Genomic DNA, 16,935 nt, shown 5'->3' with positions numbered 1-16,935 from the left:
TCGAGGACCGATGGACAGGCAGGACGCGATACCGCAGGCATTGGGCGATCTGATCAGCCGTCATTCCGGCCGGCTCACCGATGCCGACACGCGGCTTCTCGACGTTCTGATTCAGGATCCGATCCGCGGCGCCATGGAAAACGGCAAGGATGTCTCCTTCCGTGCCGGCGTGCATCCGGCCTCTGCCGTGCGGCTGGCGCGCCGCCTCGGCTTCAAGGGCTATCCGGAATTTCGCAGCTTCCTGCAGGCCAGCCTGATCGAGGGCGCCGGCGATTTCGAAAGCCCCGCCGCCCGCATGGCCGCCCGTCTGGTGCGGGCGGAGGAGGGGGGCTTGCTCGCCTCCATGCTGGACAGCGAGATCGCCGCGCTCAACAATGTGCGCACCAGCGTCTCCGATGCCGATATCCGCGCCTTTTCCACCACGCTCAGGGACTGCCGGCGTATCTTCGTGTTCGGCCGCGGCCATTCCGGCAGCCTCTCGGCACTGACGACGCTGAGGCTGACGCGCTCCGGCTATGAGGCGGTCGATCTCGGCAGCCAGATGCACCAGCTGCCGGAGGCGCTGTGGCGCCTCGGCGCCGAGGACGTGCTGTGGCTATTCGCCTTCCGCCGGCCCTCGCCGCTGTTGTCCGAAGTGCGCCAGATCGCGGCCGAGCGCGGCACCCGGGTTCTGGCCCTGACCGATCTCAACGCCGCCCGCATGGACCCGGCGCCGCATCATCAGATCGCGATCTCGCGCGGCAGCGCCGGAGAATCGCAGTCGCTGGTCGTGCCGATGACGATTGCCAATGCCGTCATCCTCGACCTTGCCGCCATCGACGACGGCCGCTCGCTGCGCGCCCTCGGCGGCTTCAAGGCCTTCCGCGCCGAGGCCGGGCTGTCGCCGTCTCTGCTTTGAGGCTATGTCCGGGGGCGGACGCGCGCTCGCGCTCCGTCTCGGTGGCGCGATATCTTGGCATGTTTCCCTGGCAGACACGGAGCGCGATGCAGTCTCCATGCATATGATAACCCATTGGTATCATTGGCAGGTCGCACTTCATCCTTGAACCCACCCGGCTACAAAATCTTGGTAGGTAATCTGTATTATGGAACGCTTGGCCGTGCCTGGTGCGCTGCTGCCCGTCGCGGGCCGCAGCGGATGCCAAAGGAAAGGCCGCGAAACCTTGCGGTCTCGCGGCCTTTCGTCAGGTCGGAACGCTTGGGAGGATGCTCAACGACGCTGGTTGTAGACGTCCACGCAGACGGCGCCGAGCAGCACGAGGCCCTTGATGACCTGCTGGTAGTCGATGCCGATGCCGAGAATGGACATGCCGTTGTTCATCACGCCCATCAGGAAGGCGCCGATGACGGCGCCCGTCACCTTGCCGACGCCGCCATAGGCCGAGGCGCCGCCGATGAAGCAGGCCGCGATCACGTCCAGCTCGAAACCGGAGCCGGCCTTCGGGGTGGCGCTGTTGAGGCGCGCGGCCACCACCAGGCCGCCGAGTGCCGCCAGAACGCCCATGTTGGCAAAGGTCCAGAACACCAGGCGCTGCGTCTTGATGCCGGACAGTTCCGCCGCGCGGGCATTGCCGCCGACCGCATAGATCTGCCGGCCGATGATGGTGCGGTTGGTGAAGAAGCCATAGGCGGCGATCAGCACCGCCATGATGATCAGCACGTTCGGCATGCCGCGATGCGAGGCAATCAGATAGGCAATGTAGCTGACGGCGGCCAGAACGACGATGTTCTTGCCGATGAAGAAGCCGAACGGCTCCGTCTCGACGCCATGCGACATGCGGCGTGCCCGGCTTCTGACATTCTGCCAGACCAGGAAGGCGGCAAGCGCCACGCCGAGGATCAGCGAGGTGAAGTAGACGCCGCCTTCGGACGAGATGAATTCCGGGATGAAGCCGGACGACAGCTTCTGGAACGTTACGTCGAACGGGCCGATGGAGCGGCCGCTCAGCACCGCGATCATGAAGCCGCGGAACACCAGCATGCCGGCCAGCGTCACGATGAAGGACGGGATCTTGAAATAGGCGACGAAATAGCCCTGCACGGCGCCGATCAGGCCGCCGAGGACGAGGCAGATGATGCTCGCCGTGACGAAGTCGAAATTATACTGCACCATCATCATCGCCGCGACGGCGCCGATGAAGCCGGCGACCGAGCCGACCGACAGGTCGATATGGCCGGTGACGATGATCATCAGCATGCCGAGCGCCATGATGACGATATAGCTGTTCTGCAGGATGATGTTGGTCAGGTTCAGCGGCTTCAGGAGGATGCCGCCGGTGGCGAGCTGGAAGAAGATGACGATGACGACGAGCGACATCAGCATCCCGTATTCGCGCAGATTATCCTTGAGGAACGCCGTCGCCGACTGGGGCGCGGGCGCGGAGGTTTCGGTCGTGGTCATTCTTCTCTCCCCTTGCGGCGCATGATGGCGCGCATGATGTTCTCCTGGGTGGCGTCCGCGCCGGCCACTTCGCCGACGAATTCGCCCTCATGCATGACCAGGATGCGATCGCAGATCCCGATCAGCTCCGGCATTTCCGAGGAAATCACCACGACTGCCTTTCCGGCATCCGCGAGTTCGTTGATGATGGAATAGATTTCATACTTCGCACCCACGTCGATGCCGCGGGTCGGCTCGTCGAGGATCAGCAGGTCCGGATTGGTGAACAGCCATTTCGACAGCACCACCTTCTGCTGGTTGCCGCCGGACAGCTTGCCGGTTTCCTGATAGACATTGTGGCTGCGGATGCGCATGCGCGCCCTGAATTCCTGCGCGACCTTCATCTCCGAAATGTCGTCGATGACATTGCTGCGCGACACGCCCGGCAGGTTGGCGAGCGAGATGTTCTTGCGGATGTCCTCCGCCAGGATGAGGCCGAGCTGCTTGCGGTCTTCCGTGACATAGGCAAGGCCGGCGCCGATCGCCTTGGTGACGGTCGACACGTCGACCGGCTTGCCGTGCATCTTCACCGTGCCGGTGATGTTGCGGCCCCAGGAGCGGCCGAACATGCTCATGGCGAATTCGGTGCGCCCGGCACCCATCAGGCCGGAAATGCCCACCACTTCGCCGGCGCGAACCTTCAGAGACAGGTTCTTCACCACCTGGCGATGCGTGTGCTGCGGATGGTAGACCGACCAGTCCTCGACCTCGAAGATCACCTCGCCGATCTTCGGCGTGCGCTTCGGGTAGCGGCTTTCCATGTCGCGGTCGACCATCTTGCGGATGATCTCGTCTTCCGGCACCTCGCCGGCATGACAGTCCATGGTGTCGACGGCGCGGCCGTCGCGCAGCACGGTGATGCGGTCGGCCACTTCGGAAATTTCGTTCAGCTTGTGGCTGATCAGGATCGAGGTGATGCCCTGGTTGCGGAATTCCTTGAGCAGTTCCAGCAGGGCGGCGCTGTCCTTCTCGTTCAGCGATGCGGTCGGCTCGTCGAGGATCAGCAGGCGCACGTCCTTCGACAGCGCCTTGGCGATTTCCACCAGCTGCTGCTTGCCGACGCCGAGATTGGTGATCAGCGTGTCGGGCTGTTCGCTCAGGCCCACCTTGGCGAGCAGCGCCTTGGTGCGCTCGTGTACGGCGGAACGGTCGATCACGCCGAAGCGGGAGGGTGCATTGGCGAGAAAGATGTTCTCGGCAATGGACATCAGAGGGATCAGCGCCAGTTCCTGGTGAATGATGATGATGCCGAGGGCTTCGGTATCGTTGATGTCGCGGAAATGCCGCTCCTCGCCCGCAAACAGGATGGAGCCTTCGTAGGATCCGTGCGGATAGACGCCGGACAGAACTTTCATGAGGGTCGATTTGCCGGCGCCGTTTTCGCCGACCAGCGCGTGGATTTCCCCTTCGCGCACGGTGAAACTGACCTCGGACAGAGCCTTGACCGCGCCGAACGACTTGGAAATGCCGCGCATTTCCAGGATCGGCGGGCGTTCGGCCGCAGTGACGGGTGCGAGCATGCCATCTTCTCCGATGGGGATTCTGGAACGTGCGGCGGCGTTGCCGCCGCCGCACCGGTTGAACTTACTTCAGCTGGTCTTCCTTGTAGTAGCCAGAGCCGACCAGAACTTCCTTCCAGTTGCTCTTGTCGACGGCAACCGGCTTCAGCAGGTAGGACGGAACGACCTTCTTGCCGTTGTCGTAGGTCTTGGTGTCGTTGACGGTCGGTTCCTTGCCGCTCATGACGGCGTCAACCATGTCGACGGTGACCTTGGCCAGTTCGCGGGTGTCCTTGAAGATCGTCGAATACTGTTCGCCGGCAATGATCGACTTGACCGAGGGAACTTCAGCGTCCTGACCGGATACGAACGGCATCGGCATGTCGCCGGAACCGTAGCCGACGCCCTTCAGCGACGACAGGATGCCGATGGAGATGCCGTCATAGGGCGACAGAACGGCATTCAGCTTCTTGTCGGCATAGTAGGCCGAGAGGATGGCGTCCATGCGGGCCTGGGCGGTTGCACCGTCCCAACGCAGCGTGGAAACCTTGTCCATGCCGACCTGGCCGGAACCGACCTTCAGCACGCCCTTGTCGATCAGCGGCTGCAGCACGCTCATGGCGCCGTTGTAGAAGAAGAAGGCGTTGTTGTCGTCCGGAGAGCCGCCGAACAGTTCGATGTAGAACGGGCCCTTCTCGGTGTCGGCCTTGAGAGCCTTGACGAGCGTGGTGGCCTGCAGGACGCCGACCTGGAAGTTGTCGAAGGTGGCGTAGTAGTCGACGTTCGGCGTGTCGCGGATCAGGCGGTCATAGGCGATGACCTTGATGCCCTGGCCGGCAGCCTGCTGCAGAACGTCCGACAGCGTGGTGCCGTCGATGGAGGCGATCACGAGGACCTTGGCGCCCTTGGTGACCATGTTCTCGATCTGCGAAAGCTGGTTCGGAATGTCGTCTTCCGCATACTGCAGGTCGACGTCATAGCCGCGCTCCTTCAGAACCTTCACCATGTTGTCGCCGTCGGCGATCCAGCGGGCGGACGACTTGGTCGGCATGGCAACGCCGACGAGGCCCTTGTCAGCGGCGCCGGCCGGTGCGGCAAAGGCCATGGCTGCGAAGACGGCAGCCGTGGTGAGAGACTTCAGAAATTTCATGTTTACTCCTCCTGAGTGGCGAGGCTCCCTTCGAACCCGCCCGTAAAATCCCCCGTGGGCGGCGAAACCGTCGCCCACATGTTCTCTTGAGCCTGAAGGCACCTCCCGGACCCGGGCCGCACGGCCCTGCGCCGGATCTGGCGCCCCCTCTCAGTGGTTGTCGCGCGGAACACCCTGGGTTTGCGCGATCCGCTGATACTTCACGGCCGGTTCCAGAACCGCGCCGGTTTCCATCTGCCCCACGATGCCGCGCTGGATTTCCTGCCACGGCGTCTGGTGCTTCGGATACTGGTATCCGCCCTTTGCCTCAAGCTCGGCATAGCGGGCGGCGATCTCTTCCTCGGAGATCAGGATGTCGGCCTTGCCGCGACCCACATCGATGCGCACGCGGTCGCCGGTCTTCAGGATCGCAAGGCCGCCGCCGGCAGCTGCTTCCGGCGAGGCATTCAGGATCGACGGGCTGCCGGACGTGCCGGACTGGCGGCCGTCACCGATGCACGGCAGCGAGGTGACGCCCTGCTTCAGCAGATAGCTCGGCGCGCGCATGTTGACGACTTCGGCCGCACCCGGATAACCGATGGGGCCGGCGCCGCGCATGAAGAGAACCGTGTTGGCATCGATGCCGAGCGACGGATCGTCGATGCGGTGATGGTAGTCCTCCGGACCGTCGAACACGACGGCCTTGCCTTCGAAGGCTTCCGGATCATCCGGGTTGGACAGGTAGCGGTCGCGGAACTCCTTGGAGATCACGCTCGTCTTCATGATGGCCGAGGAGAACAGGTTGCCGCGCAGCACGCGGAAGCCGGCCCGCTCCTTCAGCGGCTGGTCATAGGGACGGATGACCTTCTCGTCCTCGATCACGGCGCCACGGCAGTTTTCGCCGATGGTCTTGCCGTTGACGGTGAGCGCATCTTCCTTGATGAGGCCCTTCTGCATCAGCTGGTTGACGACCGCCGGAACACCGCCGGCATGATAGTAGTCCTCGCCCAGATATTCGCCGGCCGGCTGCAGGTTGACGAGCAGCGGAATCTCCTCGCCATAGGTCTGCCAGTCGTCGACCGTCAGCTCGACGCCGAGATGGCGGGCAAGGCCGTTGAGATGGATCGGCGCATTGGTGGAACCGCCGATGGCCGAGTTGACGCGGATGGCGTTGATGAAGGCGTCCTTCGTCATGATGTCGGACGGCTTCAGGTCTTCCTTGACCATCTCGACGATGCGAAGGCCGGTCAGATAGGCCATTTCCTGGCGATCGCGATAGGGCGCCGGGATGGCGGCCGAACCGGGCAGCTGCATGCCGAGCGCTTCGGCCAGCGAGTTCATCGTGGTGGCCGTGCCCATGGTGTTGCAATAGCCGGTCGACGGCGCCGAGGAGGCAACGAGCTTCACGAAGCCGGCATAATCGATCTCGCCCTTGGCCAGCAGTTCGCGTGCCTTCCAGACGATGGTGCCCGAGCCGGTGCGCTCGCCGCGGAACCAGCCGTTCAGCATCGGGCCGACCGAAAAGGCGATCGACGGAATGTTGACGGTGGCCGCGGCCATCAGACAGGCCGGCGTCGTCTTGTCGCAGCCGATGGTCAGGATCACGCCGTCGAGCGGATAGCCGTAGAGCACCTCCACGAGGCCGAGATAGGCAAGGTTGCGGTCGAGGCCGGCCGTCGGGCGCTTGCCGGTTTCCTGGATCGGATGGACCGGGAATTCGATGGCGATGCCGCCGGCCTCGCGAATGCCGTCACGAAGGCGGTTCGCCAGTTCCAGATGGTGGCGGTTGCAGGGCGACAGGTCCGAGCCGGTCTGGGCAATGCCGATGATCGGGCGGTCGGACTGCAGTTCCGCCTGGCTGAGGCCGAAGTTCATGTAGCGCTCCAGGTAGAGCGCGGTCATGTCGGCATTGGCCGGATTGTCGAACCAGGCGCGCGAGCGCAGCTTGCCGTTCGGTCCGGTGGTGGTGGGCAGTGTGTCGTTGCTCATGAGCTTGTCTTCTTCTGCAAAAGCGTGAACGGGATGGCCGGCTCCGGATCAGTCCTCGAAGGTTTCGACCACGTGGCGCCGGCCCAGCATGAAGGCATCGGCCACATGCACCAGCGGCGAGAAATCCGTATCCGACTGACCGGCATTCACCAGAGACACGAAATGTTTGTAGAGATTGCGGTATTCGCGGTCTTCCTCGACGATCTGTGCTGCACCGTCAACGAAGAGGCGGCTGCCGCCATGTGTCAGCACGACCGGTCCCTCTTCCGTCTCGACGCGGATATCCCAGGTCTGCGGCCCGGTCTGGCGCCAGTCGAAGGCGGCGGTCAGCGTCAGGCCGCCGGCGCTGCGGAATTCGAGGTCCGCGGCAATCGGCGCTGCGCGGTTGGCCGGGAAAGACAGATCCGAGGCGACCAGATGGAAGCTTTCCGGCATGATGCGGGTGACGATGGACAGCGCATTGATGCCCGGATCGAACACGCCAAGGCCGCCCGGCTCCCAGATCCAGTCCTGGCCCGGATGCCAGTGGCGCACGTCTTCCTTCCATTCCACATGCACGGATTTCACCTTGCGTTCGGAAAGAAGCTTGCGGGCCGGCTCCACGGCGGCCGCTTCGCGCGAATGCCAGGTGGCGTAGAGGCTGCGGCCCTGCTGGCCGGCAAGCCGGTCGAGCGCGAAGACTTCCGCAATGGTGGCGCCCGGCGGCTTTTCCAGCATCACATGCTTGCCGGCGAGAAGGGCGGCGCGCGCCTGCTCGAAACGGCCCTGCGGCGGCGTGCACAGCGACACCGCGTCGATCTCCACGCCGGAGGCGAGAAGCGCATCGATGTCGGTGAAACAGTGGACGCCGTCCAGCTTCGCATTGCGGCTGGCGACAGCCACCAGCTCGATGCCGTCGGTGGCGGCGATCGCCTGGAGATGCTGGTCGCGGGCGATCTTGCCGAGACCGACGATGGCGAGACGAATGGAGGACATGATTGACGCGAGACCTCTCAGAGCGGACGGATTGCGACCGGCGCGTCCTCGGCGACGGCCAGGCGGTTGACAAGCGTCAACTTGAACGGGGCGGCGGAAATCTCGAACCGGTCGCCGGCCTCGGTCTTCACGCCGGCCGTGAAGGACAGCGTCGCCGTGCCGAAGAAGTGCACGTGCAGGTCGCCCGGGCGGCGGAACAGCTCGTACTTGAAATTATGATGCTCGAGGTTGGCGATGGTGTGCGACATGTTCGCTTCGCCGGACAGGAAGGGCTTTTCGAAGATGACTTCGTCGCCGCGACGGATCAGCGAGGTGCCTTCCACATGCTCAGGCAGTTCGCCGACCAGAAGTTCCGGGCCGAGCGAGGCCTGGCGCAGCTTGGAATGGGCGAGCCACAGATAGTTGCCCTTTTCCGTGACGTGGTCGGAGAATTCGTTGGCAAGGCAGAAGCCGAGACGATAGGGCGTGCCGTCTTCGCCGATCAGGTAGATCGCCGCCAGCTCCGGCTCCTCGCCGCCATCCAGCGCGAAGGCGGGCGAGACGAGATCCTCGCCGGTGGCCTTCAGCTGCGAGCCGTCGCCCTTGTAGAACCATTCCGGCTGCACGCCCGTTTCGCCGGCCTTCGGCTTGCCGCCTTCGACGCCCATCAGGAACATGCGCATCGAATCGGTCGGCTTCTCTTCCGACTGCGCGGCCTTGTGCATCTTGTCGCGACCATCGGCGGAACCGAGATGGGTGAGACCCGTGCCGGCGACGATGAAATGGGCGGGGTCGGCATGGGTGACCGGCAGCAGCAGGCGGCCTTCGGCCTCGGCTGCGGCAAGATCCACCACGGCGCCGGCCGGAAGGGTTGCAATATAATCGGCAAAGCCCTGGCCGGCGGCAATCGCCTTGCTCGCCAGCTCGTAGGTGGAGGAAACGCCCTCGACAACCCGTGCCTCGCCCTCGCCATCCCAGGCAACAACGCGCACCTGGCCATCGACCGCAACCTGCAGAAGTCTCAACATGATTTTATTGCACCCGTCTCACGATTCGGCATGGCGCCCGTATCCGGCCATGCCCTCCTCCCCGCGCCGTGGGACGCGGTCTTGTCAATAATATGACTATTTGCCCCAAAGCCCTGTTGTCAAGCAACCTAGCACCGTTTCTTCTGCATGCACAACAGGCAGGCACTGGGGAAAATGCCGGCAGACGCCTCAAATTGTAACGATTTAAGCCGATTCTGTGCCGGTTTCTTCGCAAAACCGTCAAAAACTCCGTTTTCAAAAGTCATATTATATGATCCTTATTGCCCGGAGATCTGTCATCATCCGGGGGAGGACACGATGCGACGGATGCGAAGGGGCAGGCAAGGCGGCGGCGTGCCCGCCGGCTGCGGCCCTGAAAATACTGGGGATTTTCGCTTGCGGGGCGACGCGCAGGCCCCGATGGCGGCCTTGCCAGAGCCCACCGGCAGGACATACACCAATCTGAAACCATGGGCGGCACAACTGGCTGGACCGGGCTGCGGCCCGCAGCCGCTGTGGACGACGGGTCGATCTGAAGGAGAGTTTCGTGGGGCTGCTTGAAACGACCATCGCCGGCAGGAAGCGCGGCAGCAGCCATGCGCATGTGGTGGCGGAGCTTGGCAGTGCCATCGTCTCCGGCGCCATTGCCGAAGGGGCGATCCTGCCGGGCGATGCGGACCTGTCGCAGCGATTCGGCGTGTCGCGCACGGTGCTGCGCGAGGCGATGAAGACGCTGGCCGCCAAGCGGCTGATCGAGCCGAAGGCCAAGGTGGGCACCCGCGTTCTGCCGCGTTCCAGCTGGAATTTCTTCGATCCGGACGTGCTTGGCTGGCGCTGCGACGCGGGGGTCGATCTGGATTTCATCGAATATCTCGCCGAGATGCGCATGGCGCTGGAGCCGGCGGCGGCGGCGGCGGCGGCGGAACGGGCAACCAGCGACGACATCGTGGCGCTCTATGCGATCGCCGCCAAGTTCGACGACCTGTCGCACACGCCCGAAAGCATTGCCAAGGTGGATCTCGAATTCCATCTCGCCATTGCCCGCATGTCCGGCAATCCCTTCATGCGCTCGGCAAGCGCGCTGATCGAGGCGGCGCTGGCGATTGCCTTCCGCCTTTCCTCGCCGGCCGCCTCGCCGGAGATGCTCGACGAGGTGGCGGCGAATCACCTGCGGATCGCCCATGCGATAGCCTCCCGCGACCCGGAACGGGCGGTGGCGGCCATGCGCCACGTCATCGAGATCGGCCGCGGCCGCATCGAGAAATCGCTGGCGCCGGCGGGCTGAGGCGAGCGCCGGGCGGATGCGTCTTCGCCGCCTCCCCTCCCCCTGCCAGGCGGGGGGTGGGACGGGCGGTGGAACCGAAGCCGGTGCGCGACGGTTTGGGGGGCAATAGGATCCCCCGCGAGAAACCGTTCCATGACAGCCTCCCCTCCCCCCGCCGGTTCGCCGACCTCTCGCCGTGTGGAACGCGGCAAGGATGCGCTCAGCCGCACGCTGGACCGCAACATCTCCACCCTCGTCGAGCGCACCCGCAGCGATGCCGCCACCGACAGCCTGGCGGACCGCATCTCCGACCGTGTGACCGGCTTTGCCGGCAGCATGGGGTTCGTCCTTCTGCATCTCGTGCTGTTCGGCGGCTGGATCCTGATCAATACCGGCGTGCTGCCGCTGGTGGCGCCCTTCGATCCCTCGCTGGTGGTGCTGGCCATGGCGGCGTCGGTGGAGGCGATCTTCCTCTCCACCTTCGTGCTGATCAGCCAGAACCGCATGGCCGCCGCCGATGACAAGCGCGCCGACCTCAACCTGCAGATCTCGCTGCTGCACGAGCACGAGACGACGCGGCTGATCGCGCTGGTGCTGGAACTTGCCCATCGGCTCGACGTGCAGATCGACATCGATCAGGACCTCGAGGAACTGAAGCGCGAGGTGCGGCCGGAAAAGGTGATGGACCATATCGCCAAACGCAAGGGAGAGAACGGCTAGGCTATCTCCGGCCGGCACTTTGCGCGCATGCGCCGGCGCCCCTCCGTTCAGCGCTTTCTGCGCCGGGGCCCGTCTGTCTGACCGCCCGCCATACACGCGCACGCGGCCATCCCTGCCCTCGTCATGCTGCGCGTGCCGGTTCAGGCGCATTGAACCAAAGGCGTCGCCCCGCGTTCATGCCCCTGAACCGGCTCGGCGCCGCCGCACCGCAGCCATCCTCCTCGATGCATTCACAAGGGGCCTTCCGTGGACATCATCCGTCTTCTCTTCGCCATCCTGCTGCCGCCGGTCGGCGTCTTTCTCCAGGTCGGCATCGGCCTGCATTTCTGGCTGAACATCCTGCTCACCCTCTGCGGCTACCTGCCCGGCATCATCCATGCCGTCTGGGTGATCGCGCGCAAGTGACGGGATCCTGAAAGGGGCAGTGCCGGGCCTGCCCCCTTCCCCCTTCCCCCTTCCCTTTTTGCCCGCCGTCTCAGGCGCGCGCCCGGCGGTGTCTGGCCAGCCGCAGGAAGAGCGTGTCGAGCGCCAGCAGCAGCACCAGCGAGGCGCCCACCAGCGGGAAGATCAGGCCGCCGATGACGAGGATGGCGAGAAGGCCGCGAAACACCCGCGGATCGGATGGCATCGGCGGCACGCCGAGCGCGCCTTGCGGGCGCCGCTTCCACCACATGACGCCGGCCGAGACGGCCAGCAGGATAATGGCCATGCAGGCGATCGTCAGCACGATCTGGTTCGCCAGCCCGAATTCCTGGCCGAGATGCACGTTGATGCCCCATTCCAGCGCGCGGCCGAGCGGGCCGTAATCGGCATAGCTCATGTCGACGAGCGGCTTGCCGCTATACTGGTCGAGATGCACGACGCGCTGTTTCGACAGGTCATCCGGATAGACCGAACCGCTATAGACGCCGCTTGCCTTCTGCGGCAGCGCCACGGAATAGCCGTGCGTGAGCCCCAGCGCGTCGAAGGTGGCAATGGCGCGGTCGAGGCCGATCGGCTGCATCCCCTGCCCGGCCCCCGGTGCAGCTTGTGGTGACAACGGCACCTTCGCCTGTTCCAGCGACCAGGTGGTTTTCGCCACGTGATCCAGATGCTCGCCGGACATCGGAACGGCCACCCGCACGCCGGCCGGATAGCCGAAATTGCTGCCGTTCGCCCATTCGTTCACCTTGGCGCCCCAGACGCCCGACCAGGGCATGCCGGTGACGGCGAGGAAGACGATCACGGCGCCGACGAAAAGGCCGGTCACCGCATGCAGGTCGCGCCAGAAGACGCGCCGCACCGGCGTGCCGCGCACGGACAGCACGCCGCCCCGCTGCTGGCGCGGCCACCACAGATAGATGCCGGTGCCGACCAGCAGGATCGACCAGCCGGCGGCGATCTCGATCAGATACCGTGCAGAGGTGCCGAAGTATTTGAGGCTGTGCAGATAGCGGATCGTCCACATCACCGTGCCGCGATCCGGCAGCGCGCCCAGCACGTCCGCCGTATAGGGATTGACGTAGACGGCAAGGCGGGCGGTCTCTGTCACCACCGTCACCTCGGTGGAGGCGGTCGGCGTGGCGGGCGTGGTGAATTTCACCGCCTTGCCGGGAAAGGCGGCGAGTGCCGCCGTGACCTGCGCGGAAGGTGTCGCGCGCGTCTCCTCCACCACCACTTGCTTGAGATCGCGGTGGATGAGGTTGTCGAGTTCGTCACGGAAAAGATAGAGGGCGCCGGTCAGCGCCAGCGTGATCATGAAGGGCAGGACCAGCAGCCCCGCATAGAAATGCCAGCGCCAGACGGCGCGGTAGAGATCGGCGGCGCGCGTCTGGCTCGACGCGGCGCTTCGCCCGAAGGTGATGTCGGACATGGTGTCATCCTGAAGAAATGGGCAAGGCGGGCCGGCGCAGCTCGTGCGGCCGGCGGTTCAAGGGAATGCGCTTCAGGAAAGGAAGGGCGGGGCGCGGGCGGCGCCGCTCAGGCCGCGCAGCAGCACCTGCGGGCGGGCATTGGCCGGAATGGCAAAGATCCGGCGCTGCGGCGCCGCGGCAAATGTCAGGCCGTCGGCATCGGGCGGCGCCAGCATGGCGACCGCAAGGCCGGCTGCCAGCCGACAGAGCGGGCCGCAGCAATCCGGCAGCAGCCTACCGTGGTCGGTGTGGCCGGTGCCGTCATCCTGCCCCGCATGGGCGCCATGCGATGTGGCGGCCGGCGGCATGGCGGGGCCGAGGGTGGTACAGAGCGTGCCCTGATCGGTCAGCAGGGCGGCCGCCATCATGCTGCGGCTGTAATCGCCGACGGCGGCCTGCAGCAGCAACAGATAGCCGAGCACCAGCGCAAGCGCGCCGGCCAGCATCCTGTCCCGCATGATCTGCCGCATCACCCGCATGGCTGTGGCGTCGTCCCTCGTCTGGGTGACCGAAAGATCGGTCGCCTTCTGGCGTCCGCCCCCGCGAACGCATACCCTGCCCGCTGCGGTCACATGTCTGCATCCCGCGTGGGCTGACATCTTCTTTACCGGCTTGTGGCAGCGGTTCAAGCCAAGTTGAGTTTCCCTATTGTCGCACCGCCCTACATTGAGGGCGGTTTGCGGCGGCACGGACTGACTTGGGGGGCGGAATTCGCCGCGGTGTCTTCGGAGCCAGCCCCCTCGCCCGGACTGAACACAGCGGCCCCGCGCCGCAGCAGGAGATGACGACATGCGCCTTGCCCCTTCCCTTGCCCTTCTGGGTGCCTGCCTCGTGGCGGTGCCGGTGGCGGCTCCCTGCCTTTTTGCCCCGCCCGCTCTTGCCCAGCAGGCCGGCGGCGGGGGTGCCGGTGGTGACGAGCATGCGGGCGGTCCCGACCATCCGCAGCGCAGTGGCGGGTCGGAGCGCAGCGGTGGCCTGCTCGATCTCCTGCCGGCCGATGCGGTGAGCGCGCATGTGCTGGAAACGCCGACCGGCCCCCTCCCCTATTCGGCCACCGCCGGAACGCTTGCGCTGCGCGGCCAGGACGGCAAGGTGACGGCGAAGATCTTCTATACCGCCTACCGCGCAAAGGATCGCACGCCGGGGCGCCCCGTCACCTTCGCCTTCAATGGCGGGCCGGGTGCCGCCTCCGCCTATCTGCATCTCGGGCTGGTCGGCCCGAAAATCCTGCCGTTTTCCGGCGATAATGCCGATGGAAGCCGGCCGGTACTGCGCGACAACCCGGAGAGCTGGCTGGCCTTTTCCGATCTGGTGCTGATCGATCCGGTCGGCACGGGCTGGAGCCGCGCCTTGAGCGACGAGGCGGCCGGCCGTTTCTATTCCGTGCGGCAGGATGCCGAGAGCCTTGCCAAGGCGATTGCGCTTTACGTGCGCGACAATGCCGATCTCTTGCCCGCCCCCAAATATCTGCTCGGCGAAAGCTATGGCGGCTTTCGCGCCGCCAAGGTGGCGCTGGCGATGAAGAACAGCCAGGGCCTGATTCCGTCCGGTATCGTGATGATTTCGCCGCTGATGGAAGGCCGCTTCGTGTTCGGCAATGACAATGATCCGCTGGCGGCGGCGCTGCAGTTTCCCGCCCTTGCCGCCGCAGAACTGGAACGGCAGGGCCGGTTCGACCGGGAAAAGGTCGGCGAGGCCGAACGTTTTGCCATGACGGACTATCTCGCCACGCTGGCCGGACCCTGGCCGCAGGGCGAGGCGGCGGCTGCCTTCTACCGGACAATTGCCGGCTGGACGGGGCTTTCGGAACAGGCCATTGCGCCGACCCGCGGCTTTGTCGGCGATCTCTATGCGAAGCAGGCCGGCGGGCCCGGCCGTATTCTCAGCCCCTACGATGCCGGCGAAACCCATGTCGATGCCTATCCGGAATCGGTCTTCGTGCGCAATGACGATCCGGTGCTGGAAGGTTATACCCGCGCCTATGCTGCGGCGTTTTCGGCCTATGCCCGCGACAGCCTCGGCTTCCGCACCGAGATGACCTACACGCTGCTGAACGAGGAGGTGAACCGGCGCTGGGAATGGAACGGCGGGCGCGGCGGCGACAGCCGGGTGACCGCCAGCATCGCCACCGACCTGCGTGACCTTCTCTCCACCATCCCCTCCTTCCGGCTGATGGTGGCGCATGGCTATTCCGACATCCTGACGCCGTTCGGCGCCAGCCGCTACGTGCTGAACCACCTGCCGCCGACGCTTGGCGAGGGGCGCACGCAGCTCAACCTCTATCGCGGCGGCCACATGTTCTACACCCGCGACGACGACCGCCGGCAGATTTTTCAGGATGCGCAGGCGTTTTATCGGTAAGGCAGGGGTGACAATACGGGTGAGCGGCGCGCAGGCTCGACCTTCCCTTCGTGTGGCGAGGATCGCTGGCCTCCCCTCCTGCGTCGCCCTTCTTTCTGCGCCCTCCCCTCCCGCGTCATCCTCGCCTTCCGCCGTCATCCTCGGGCTTGACCCGAGGATCCATGGCGCCACGCTCCGTGGCATCTCGCGGCTGCGGTTCGCGCAGGACTGGATCCTCGGGTCAAGCCCGAGGATGACGCAGGGGAGTGCGAGGATGGCGACGGAGGGGGCCGAAGATGACGACGGCGGGGGGGGGCGGGAAGGCGAAGGGAAGTGCCGTGGAGACGGAGCGGCGTGGCGAGGGATACCCGAGCGGAAGCGCAGGCAGGGCCAAAGGAAACGCATGGATGGGCGGCATGGCGCCGCCGGACAAGGGCAGCACCATGCGTCTCTGTGCGGTATCCTTATACCCGTTCCAGCGCCACGGCGATGCCCTGCCCCACGCCGATGCACATGGTGGACAGCGCGTAGCGGCCGCCGGTGGCCTTGAGTTCCAGCGCGGCGGTGCCGGCGATGCGGGCGCCGGACATGCCGAGCGGATGGCCGAGCGCGATGGCGCCGCCATTGCGGTTGACGCGGGCATCGTCATCGGCGATGCCGAGATCGCGCAGCGTTGCGATGCCCTGGCTGGCGAAAGCCTCGTTCAGCTCGATCACGTCCAGCTGGTCGACCGTCAGACCCAGGCGGGCGAGCAGCTTCTTCGAAGCCGGTGCCGGGCCAAAACCCATGATGCGCGGCGGAACACCGGCCGTCGCGCCGCCGAGAATGCGGGCAATCGGCGTGAGGCCGTGCTTCTTCGCCGCCGCTTCCGAGGCGATGATCAGGGCGGCCGCGCCATCATTGACGCCGGAGGCATTGCCGGCGGTGACGGTGGCGCCGTCCATGCGGTTGACCGGCTTCAGCTTGGCAAGCGCCTCCAGCGAGGTGGCGCGCGGATGCTCGTCGCGATCGACGATCAGCGGATCGCCCTTGCGCTGGGCAACGCTGACCGGGGTGATTTCGGAGGCCAGCCGGCCATTGGCCTGGGCCTCCGCAGCCTTGGCCTGGCTGCGCACGGCAAAGGCATCCTGATCCTCGCGGCTGATGTTGAAATCGATCGCCACGTTGTCGCCGGTCTCCGGCATCGAATCGACGCCATACTGCTTCTTCATCAGCGGGTTGACGAAACGCCAGCCGATGGTGGTGTCGTAGATTTCCGCATTGCGTGAAAAGGCGGTCTCGGCCTTCGGCAGCACGAAGGGGGCGCGGCTCATGCTTTCCACGCCGCCGGCAATCATCAGCTCCGCCTCCCCTGCCCGGATGGCACGGGCTGCGGTGACGACGGCATCCATGCCGGAGCCGCACAGCCGGTTGATGGTGGTGCCGGTGACGGAAACCGGCAGGCCGGCAAGCAGCGCCGACATGCGCGCCACGTTGCGGTTGTCTTCGCCCGCCTGGTTGGCGCAGCCGAAGATCACGTCTTCCACGGCCTCCCAGTCGAGCCCGGCATGGCGGGCAATCAGCGCCTTCAGCGGCACGGCGCCGAGATCATCGGCGCGGACGGAGGACAGCGAGCCGCCGAAGCGGCCGATGGGCGTGCGGATGTAATCGCAGATAAAGGCTTCTGTCATGATCTGTTCC

14 protein-coding genes are annotated in these 16,935 nt (G+C 65.5%); 5 read left to right on the top strand and 9 right to left on the bottom strand.

The features are described from left to right. Nucleotides 1–10 precede the first annotated feature (10 nt). Nucleotides 11–898 (top strand): MurR/RpiR family transcriptional regulator, encoded by an 888-nt coding sequence (locus tag KLP42_RS20565; RefSeq protein WP_215568848.1) that lies wholly within the window; start codon nt 11–13, stop codon nt 896–898. Between the two features lie 312 nt (nt 899–1,210). Here the strand turns inward: KLP42_RS20565 and mmsB are convergent, their stop codons facing one another. From mmsB to araD1, 6 genes are all read right to left on the bottom strand, one after another. Further along, complete coding sequence (gene mmsB / locus KLP42_RS20560) at nt 1,211–2,401, bottom strand: multiple monosaccharide ABC transporter permease (RefSeq protein WP_215568846.1); 1,191 nt, start codon at nt 2,399–2,401, stop codon at nt 1,211–1,213. Then, entirely contained in the window at nt 2,398–3,960 is a 1,563-nt protein-coding gene (mmsA, locus tag KLP42_RS20555; protein WP_215568844.1) for a multiple monosaccharide ABC transporter ATP-binding protein, read from the bottom strand. The genes mmsB and mmsA overlap by 4 nt, the downstream gene beginning before the upstream one ends. Before the next feature lie 64 nt (nt 3,961–4,024). Next, nucleotides 4,025–5,089, bottom strand: coding sequence for a multiple monosaccharide ABC transporter substrate-binding protein (gene chvE / locus KLP42_RS20550; protein WP_215568842.1), 1,065 nt, complete (start codon nt 5,087–5,089; stop codon nt 4,025–4,027). Nucleotides 5,090–5,239: 150 nt separating this feature from the next. Further along, nucleotides 5,240–7,057, bottom strand: a complete 1,818-nt coding sequence (locus KLP42_RS20545) for an IlvD/Edd family dehydratase (RefSeq protein WP_215568840.1) — start codon at nt 7,055–7,057, stop codon at nt 5,240–5,242. 48 nt (nt 7,058–7,105) lie between these two features. Continuing rightward, entirely contained in the window at nt 7,106–8,032 is a 927-nt protein-coding gene (locus KLP42_RS20540; RefSeq protein WP_215568838.1) for a Gfo/Idh/MocA family protein, read from the bottom strand. A gap of 17 nt (nt 8,033–8,049) precedes the next feature. Next, nucleotides 8,050–9,039 (bottom strand): AraD1 family protein, encoded by a 990-nt coding sequence (gene araD1 / locus KLP42_RS20535; RefSeq protein WP_215568836.1) that lies wholly within the window; start codon nt 9,037–9,039, stop codon nt 8,050–8,052. Nucleotides 9,040–9,586: 547 nt separating this feature from the next. Between araD1 and KLP42_RS20530 the strand changes: the two genes are divergently transcribed. The 3 genes from KLP42_RS20530 to KLP42_RS20520 all read left to right on the top strand — a co-directional run bounded on the left by KLP42_RS20530 (nt 9,587) and on the right by KLP42_RS20520 (nt 11,428). After that, nucleotides 9,587–10,324 (top strand): FadR/GntR family transcriptional regulator, encoded by a 738-nt coding sequence (locus KLP42_RS20530; RefSeq protein WP_215568834.1) that lies wholly within the window; start codon nt 9,587–9,589, stop codon nt 10,322–10,324. A 132-nt stretch (nt 10,325–10,456) separates the two neighbouring features. Further along, on the top strand, nt 10,457–11,023 hold the full coding sequence (locus tag KLP42_RS20525) for a DUF1003 domain-containing protein (RefSeq protein ID WP_215568833.1): 567 nt from the start codon (nt 10,457–10,459) through the stop codon (nt 11,021–11,023). 246 nt (nt 11,024–11,269) lie between these two features. Continuing rightward, nucleotides 11,270–11,428 carry a YqaE/Pmp3 family membrane protein gene (locus KLP42_RS20520; RefSeq protein ID WP_215568831.1) on the top strand — a complete coding sequence of 53 codons (159 nt, stop codon included), beginning with the start codon at nt 11,270–11,272 and terminating at the stop codon, nt 11,426–11,428. 70 nt (nt 11,429–11,498) lie between these two features. Here KLP42_RS20520 and KLP42_RS20515 read toward each other — a convergent pair whose 3' ends face one another. After that, nucleotides 11,499–12,875, bottom strand: a complete 1,377-nt coding sequence (locus KLP42_RS20515; protein WP_215568829.1) for a PepSY-associated TM helix domain-containing protein — start codon at nt 12,873–12,875, stop codon at nt 11,499–11,501. Nucleotides 12,876–12,947: 72 nt separating this feature from the next. Then, a complete protein-coding gene (locus KLP42_RS20510; RefSeq protein WP_215568827.1) occupies nt 12,948–13,487 on the bottom strand; it encodes a hypothetical protein in 540 nt (179 codons plus the stop codon). Between the two features lie 217 nt (nt 13,488–13,704). Here KLP42_RS20510 and KLP42_RS20505 point away from each other — a divergent pair, with 217 nt between their 5' ends. Next, nucleotides 13,705–15,276 (top strand): S10 family peptidase, encoded by a 1,572-nt coding sequence (locus KLP42_RS20505; RefSeq protein WP_215568825.1) that lies wholly within the window; start codon nt 13,705–13,707, stop codon nt 15,274–15,276. Between the two features lie 443 nt (nt 15,277–15,719). Here KLP42_RS20505 and pcaF read toward each other — a convergent pair whose 3' ends face one another. Next, nucleotides 15,720–16,925 (bottom strand): 3-oxoadipyl-CoA thiolase, encoded by a 1,206-nt coding sequence (gene pcaF / locus KLP42_RS20500; RefSeq protein ID WP_215568824.1) that lies wholly within the window; start codon nt 16,923–16,925, stop codon nt 15,720–15,722. Between the last annotated feature and the right edge of the window lie 10 nt (nt 16,926–16,935).

Origin of the sequence: Rhizobium sp. CSW-27 (genome assembly GCF_018760785.1) — a bacterium.
Lineage (GTDB): Bacteria > Pseudomonadota > Alphaproteobacteria > Rhizobiales > Rhizobiaceae > Neorhizobium.
The sequence above is the reverse complement of the archived record's forward strand: the minus strand, read 5'-3'. Positions and strand labels throughout refer to the sequence as shown.

Bases quoted from the DNA above. Each gene is read 5' to 3' on its own strand.
- KLP42_RS20565 (WP_215568848.1), top strand. From the start codon at position 11: ATGGACAGGCAGGACGCGATACCGCAGGCATTGGGCGATCTGATCAGC.
- mmsB (WP_215568846.1), bottom strand. From the start codon at position 2,401: ATGACCACGACCGAAACCTCCGCGCCCGCGCCCCAGTCGGCGACGGCG.
- mmsA (WP_215568844.1), bottom strand. From the start codon at position 3,960: ATGCTCGCACCCGTCACTGCGGCCGAACGCCCGCCGATCCTGGAAATG.
- chvE (WP_215568842.1), bottom strand. From the start codon at position 5,089: ATGAAATTTCTGAAGTCTCTCACCACGGCTGCCGTCTTCGCAGCCATG.
- KLP42_RS20545 (WP_215568840.1), bottom strand. From the start codon at position 7,057: ATGAGCAACGACACACTGCCCACCACCACCGGACCGAACGGCAAGCTG.
- KLP42_RS20540 (WP_215568838.1), bottom strand. From the start codon at position 8,032: ATGTCCTCCATTCGTCTCGCCATCGTCGGTCTCGGCAAGATCGCCCGC.
- araD1 (WP_215568836.1), bottom strand. From the start codon at position 9,039: ATGTTGAGACTTCTGCAGGTTGCGGTCGATGGCCAGGTGCGCGTTGTT.
- KLP42_RS20525 (WP_215568833.1), top strand. From the start codon at position 10,457: ATGACAGCCTCCCCTCCCCCCGCCGGTTCGCCGACCTCTCGCCGTGTG.
- KLP42_RS20515 (WP_215568829.1), bottom strand. From the start codon at position 12,875: ATGTCCGACATCACCTTCGGGCGAAGCGCCGCGTCGAGCCAGACGCGC.
- KLP42_RS20505 (WP_215568825.1), top strand. From the start codon at position 13,705: ATGCGCCTTGCCCCTTCCCTTGCCCTTCTGGGTGCCTGCCTCGTGGCG.
- pcaF (WP_215568824.1), bottom strand. From the start codon at position 16,925: ATGACAGAAGCCTTTATCTGCGATTACATCCGCACGCCCATCGGCCGC.